The organism is Rhodosalinus sp. (assembly GCF_046542825.1).
Taxonomy (GTDB): domain Bacteria; phylum Pseudomonadota; class Alphaproteobacteria; order Rhodobacterales; family Rhodobacteraceae; genus Rhodosalinus.
This window is the reverse complement of the sequence record NZ_JBKHAQ010000156.1, coordinates 1-5,249: the sequence shown is the minus strand read 5'-3', so window position 1 is coordinate 5,249 and position 5,249 is coordinate 1. Positions and strand designations below refer to the sequence as shown.

The 5,249-nt window shown below is 69.7% G+C and carries 5 protein-coding genes; all 5 read left to right on the top strand.

Annotated features, from left to right (window positions below; genetic code table 11):
- Nucleotides 1–987: PEP-utilizing enzyme (locus tag ACLFOB_RS14210; protein WP_410926505.1), on the top strand; the 987-nt coding region annotated here is incomplete at its 5' end.
- Nucleotides 988–998: 11 nt separating this feature from the next.
- Complete coding sequence (locus ACLFOB_RS14205; protein WP_410926504.1) at nucleotides 999–1,508, top strand: acetyl-CoA carboxylase biotin carboxyl carrier protein; 510 nt, start codon at nucleotides 999–1,001, stop codon at nucleotides 1,506–1,508.
- Nucleotides 1,509–1,512: 4 nt separating this feature from the next.
- The gene (locus ACLFOB_RS14200; protein ID WP_410926503.1) at nucleotides 1,513–2,877 is read left to right on the top strand and encodes an acetyl/propionyl/methylcrotonyl-CoA carboxylase subunit alpha; all 1,365 of its coding nucleotides are present in this window, start codon (nucleotides 1,513–1,515) and stop codon (nucleotides 2,875–2,877) included.
- A 5-nt stretch (nucleotides 2,878–2,882) separates the two neighbouring features.
- Nucleotides 2,883–4,346, top strand: coding sequence for a hypothetical protein (locus ACLFOB_RS14195; RefSeq protein ID WP_410926502.1), 1,464 nt, complete (start codon nucleotides 2,883–2,885; stop codon nucleotides 4,344–4,346).
- On the top strand, nucleotides 4,346–5,249 hold a 904-nt coding region (locus ACLFOB_RS14190; protein ID WP_410926501.1), incomplete at its 3' end, for a thiolase family protein. The genes ACLFOB_RS14195 and ACLFOB_RS14190, both read left to right, overlap by 1 nt.

Sequence of the window (5,249 nt, the reverse complement as noted above, 5' to 3'; positions counted from 1 at the left end):
CCGCAGCCGGTGGAGACGATGCGGCAGACCGTGCCGCAGGCGTTCGACGCGTTGATGGCGGCCTCCGAGAGGCTGGAAGAGGCCAACGGCGACGTGCAGGACATCGAGTTCACCGTCCAGAAGGGAGAGCTTTTCCTCTTGCAGAGCCGCGCGGCCAAGCGCGCGCCCGCCGCCGCGGTGCGGATCGCAACCGAGATGGTGCGCGAAGGGGTCATCACCCCGCAGGTCGCGCTCACCCGCGTGACGCCGGATCAGGTGCGCCTGCTGCTTGCCCCGCGCCTGAAACCGGGCGAGGCGGAGGCGGCCGAGACGTTGTGCCGGGGCGAGGCCGCCTCGCCCGGCATCGGCATCGGCACCGTGGTGACCGACAGCGACGAGGCAGAGCGCCGCGCGGCACAGGGCGAGGACGTCATCCTGGCCCGCGTGACCACCAGCCCCGAGGATCTGCACGGGATGCTCGCGGCAAGGGCGGTCATCACCGAGAGGGGCGGCGCGACCAGCCATGCCGCCGTGGTCAGCCGCGCGCTGGGCATCGCCTGTGTGGTGGGGTGCGGCGAAGGAAGCGTTACGGCGCACGCCGGGCAAACCGTCACCGTGGACGGGTCCACGGGCCGCATCTATGCCGGGGCGCTTGCCGCCGAGGCGCCCGACGAGAACGCCGAGACCGACCTGGCGCAGCTGAAGGATTGGGCGCAGGCGACCTGTCCGATCCCGGTGCACACGCCGGACGCGGCGCCTGCCGCGCAGATCGTGGACCTGAACACGATCGAGGGCAGTGAGGACGCGGCGAACCTGCCGAACCTGCTCAGGGGTGCGGAGGCCGCGACCGGGGGCGCTTTGGCCACGGAAGAGGGGATGTCGGCCGCGCTGTCCGCGGGGCTGAAGTTCGTGATCGGCAAACCCGCGCTGCCGCTCCTGCTGGCGGGCGCGCGGGCGGGCATGGCGCACGAGGACCGCGAGACCGTCGCCGTCTCGGCGCAAGGATGAGAGGGACAGGGATGGGCCTGAAGACGAGCGACATCGAGGCACTGATCCGCATCTTCGACGACTCCGACTGGGAAGAGATGCACCTGGAGATCGGGGGCGAGGAAATCTTCCTGTCAAAGGATGCCTCGGCCCGCGGGCCGTCCGGCGCGGTCGCGCCGGCCGCTCTGCCGCCTTCTGCGGGCGTGCCTGTCGCACCGGCACCCGAAAGTCGGGCACCGGCTGGGCCGGTGGACGCCGGCGCTTCGGCCGACACACCCGCGGACGCGCGCCCGCAGGAGGGATGGGTCGCCGTGACGGCCACCAACCTCGGCACGTTCTACAAGGCGCCAGAGCCTGGCGCCGCGCCTTACGTCTCCGTGGGCGACAGGGTCACGCCCGAGACCGAGGTCTGCCTGATCGAGGTGATGAAGCTCTTCACCACCATGCGGGCGGGCGTGGCGGGCACCGTGCGCGAGGTCTGCGTCGAGGACGCGCAGATGGTCGAATACGGCCAGACTCTCAGGTGGATCGAGCCGGACTGAGGCCATGACGATCAACCGCCTCTTCGTGGCCAACCGCGGCGAGATCGCGGTTCGAATCCTGCGCACCGCGAAGGCGCTGGGGCTCGAGACGGTGCTGGGCGTGTCCGCGGCCGACAAGGACGGCCTGGGTGCGCGGATGGCGGACCGCGCGGTGGTGCTGGGGCCGGCAAAGGCGCCGAAGAGCTACCTGAACGTCGACCTGATCCTGCACGCGGCCAGGGCCACGGGCTGCGACGCGCTGCATCCCGGCTACGGCTTCCTGTCGGAGAAGCCGGAACTCGCCCGCCGCTGCGCGGAGGAGGGGATCGCCTTCGTCGGCCCCCGCCCCGAGACGATCGAGGCGCTGGGCGACAAGCTCTCGGCCCGCCGTCTGGCCGAGGCGGCGGAGGTGCCCACCGTGCCGGGCACCGATCACATCGCCGAAGTTGCCCCTGCGCAGGAAGCGGCGGAAGAGATCGGCTATCCGGTGGTGATGAAGGCCAGCGCGGGCGGCGGCGGCAAGGGCATGTTCCTCGCCCGCACGCCCGAGGAGCTGAAATCGAGCTTCTCCCGCGCCAGCCGCGAGGCCGAGGCCGCCTTCGGCGACGGGCGGCTCTACATGGAGCGTTTCGTCGAGCGCGCCCGCCACGTCGAGGTGCAGGTGGTGGGCGACGGCGAGGGCGCGGTCGTGCATTTCGGCGACCGCGACTGCTCGGTCCAGCGGCGGTATCAGAAGCTGATCGAGGAGGCGCAGGTCACGGCCATGCCCGCGGAGGTGCAGGCGCGGATGCGCGAGGCCGCCGTGCGGCTCTGCGCCCACGCCAGCTACCGCAACGCGGGCACGGTCGAGTTCCTCTACGACATGGACCGCGAGGATTTCTACTTCATCGAGGTCAACTCGCGCATCCAGGTCGAGCATCCGGTGAGCGAGGAAATCACGGGCCACGACCTGATCGCGCGGCAGCTTTCGGTCGCGGCGGGGCAGGGAATCGGCGTGCGGCAGGAGGATGTCGCCTTCGACGGCCACGCGCTGGAGGTGCGGATCAACGCCGAGGATCCGCGCAACGGCTTCCTGCCCGCGCCGGGCCGCGTGACGGCCTGGCACCCGCCGGAGGCCGCGGGCATCCGCCTGGACAGCCACATGCGGGCGGGCGACCTGATCCCGCCCTTCTACGACAGCATGGTGGGCAAGCTCATCGTCCGTGGCGCGACCCGCGAGGCCGCCATCGAGGGGATGCTCGCCGCCATCCGCGACTTTCGGCTGCAGGGCGTGGCGACCACGCTGCCACTGGCCGCCTACATCGTCGGGCACCCCGACTTCCGCACCGGCGCATTCTCGACGCGCTGGCTGGAAGATCGCGCCCTGCCCGCCTTTCTGGAACAGGAGTGAGCCCGATGGCCCATATCGAATTTCTCGACGAGACCATGCGCGACGGCCAGCAGAGCCTTTGGGGGATGCGCATGCAGGCGGGCATGGCGCTGCCCGTCGCGCCGCTGATCGACAAGACGGGATTTCGTGTCATCGACCTTGCCGGATCGTCGCTGATGGAGGTGATGATCAAGCACGCGCGCGAAAACCCGTGGGAGGGGCTGGACCTTCTGGTGGACGCGATGCCGCGCACGCGCATCCGGGGCGGCATGCGCTCGAACGCCTCCGTCACCTTCGGCGTGACGCCCGACGCGCTGATGGACTGCTGGATGCGGCAGCTGAACGAGCACGGCGTGCGGTCCTTCTGGATCTACGACGTGCTCTTCAACATCGACAAGATGCACCGCCTGGCCAAGGTGGCGAAGGAATACGGCTCCGAGGTCGCGGGCGCGGTGATGTTCGCGCTCTCGCCCGTGCACACCGACGAATTCTTCGCCGAGAAGGCGGGGCAACTGGCCGCCTCGCCGGATGTGGACACCATCCTGCTCTACGACACCGCCGGCGTGCTGGAAAAGGAGCGGCTCAGGACGCTGGTGCCCGCGATCAAGGCCCGGATCGGCGACAAGCCGCTGGAATTCCACGCCAACAACATCCTGGGCCTTTCCGGCAAGGCCTATGTGGACATCATCGACCTGGGTGTCACGATCCTGCACACCGCCGCGCGCCCCATGGCGAACGGCCCCTCGGTGCCTTCGACCGAAAGCGTGGTGCGCAACATCGAGCTTCTGGGGCACACCCACGACCTCGACACCTCGCTCTTCCAGCCGGTGGCGGACCACTTCCGCGCGGTGGGCAAGGCGGCGGGCTTCCTCGTCGATCAGTTCAACGAATACGACGTGCTCTCGACCGAGCACCAGATCCCCGGCGGCATGACCGGCACGCTCAAGGCGCAGCTTGCGCAATACAACATGACCGACCGGCTGGGCGACGTGCTGGAGGAAACCGCGGTGGTCCGGCGCGAGCTGGGCTATCCCGGGATGGCGACGCCGTTTTCCCAGCTTGTCGGCACGCTCGCCGTGCTGAACGTGGTGACGGGAAAACGCTATTCGGTCATCCCGGACGAGGTGATACAATACGCGGCGGGCTTCTACGGGCAGACCGTGGCGCCCATCGAACCGAACGTTCTGGACAGGATCATGTCGTCTTCGCGCGCGAAGGAAGTCGTGGCCAACCCGCCCGAGCAGCCCACCATCGAGGAGCTGCGCAAGCGATATGGCACGAAGAACGACGACGAGCTGATCCTGCGCGCGCTGGTGCCCGAGCACGACCTCAAGGCGATGTGGGCCGCGGGCCCGGTCGCGCGCGACTATCCGCTGCTGTCCTCGCCCGAGCTTGACGAGGCGCGCCGGCTGATGAAGGTGGCCAACAGCCCCGTGGTGCAGATCCGCAGCGAGGCGATGAACCTGACGCTGAGACGAAAGGGGGCCTGATGGCCCGGCGTGCCGTCATCGTGGACGTGGTGCGCTCGCCCTTCGGGCGGGGGCGGGCGAATGGCGCGCTGGCGGCGCTGCATCCGGTGGACCTCTACGCGCGCGTGCTTCAGGCGCTGGTCGCGCGGACGGGCGTCGACCCCGCGCTGGTCGAGGATGTCATTACCGGCTGCGTCATCCAGGTGGGCGAGCAGGCGGCCAACATCGGACGGCAGGCGGTGCTGGCCGCGGGTTTCCCGGACTCCGTGCCGGCGGTGACGCTCGACCGCAAATGCGGCTCTGCGCAACAGGCGATGGACTTCGCCGCGCAGGGGGTGATCGCCGGGGCCTGTGACATGGTCATCGCGGGCGGCGTCGAGATGATGAGCCGGGTCGAGATGAAGTCGAACCGGATGGGGCGCGACAACCTCGGCCCGATGCTGCACGCGCGCTACCCCGAGGGGCTGGTGCATCAGGGCATCTCGGCAGAGCTGATCGCGGCGCAATGGGATCTCTCGCGCGTGGAGATGGACGACTACGCGTTTCGCTCGCACCAGCACGCGGTCTCGGCGCGCGGGATCGTGGCGCGCGATATCGTGCCGCTCGACGTGGACGGGCACACCGTGACAGAGGACGAGGGCCCGCGCCCCGATACCAGCTCCGAGAAGCTGGCCGAGCTGAGCCCTGCCTTCCACACCGACGAGATGAGCGCGCGCTTCCCGCAGATCGGCTGGCGCGTGACGGCCGGCAATTCGAGCCAGATCACCGACGGCGCGGGCGCCATGCTGATCGCGGAGGAGAAGACGGCAGAGCGGCTGGGCCTGAGCCCCCGCGCGGCCATCTCGGGTTTCGCCGTCACCGGCGACGATCCGGTGATGATGCTGACCGGCGTGATCCCGGCGACCCGCAAGCTGACGGAACGCT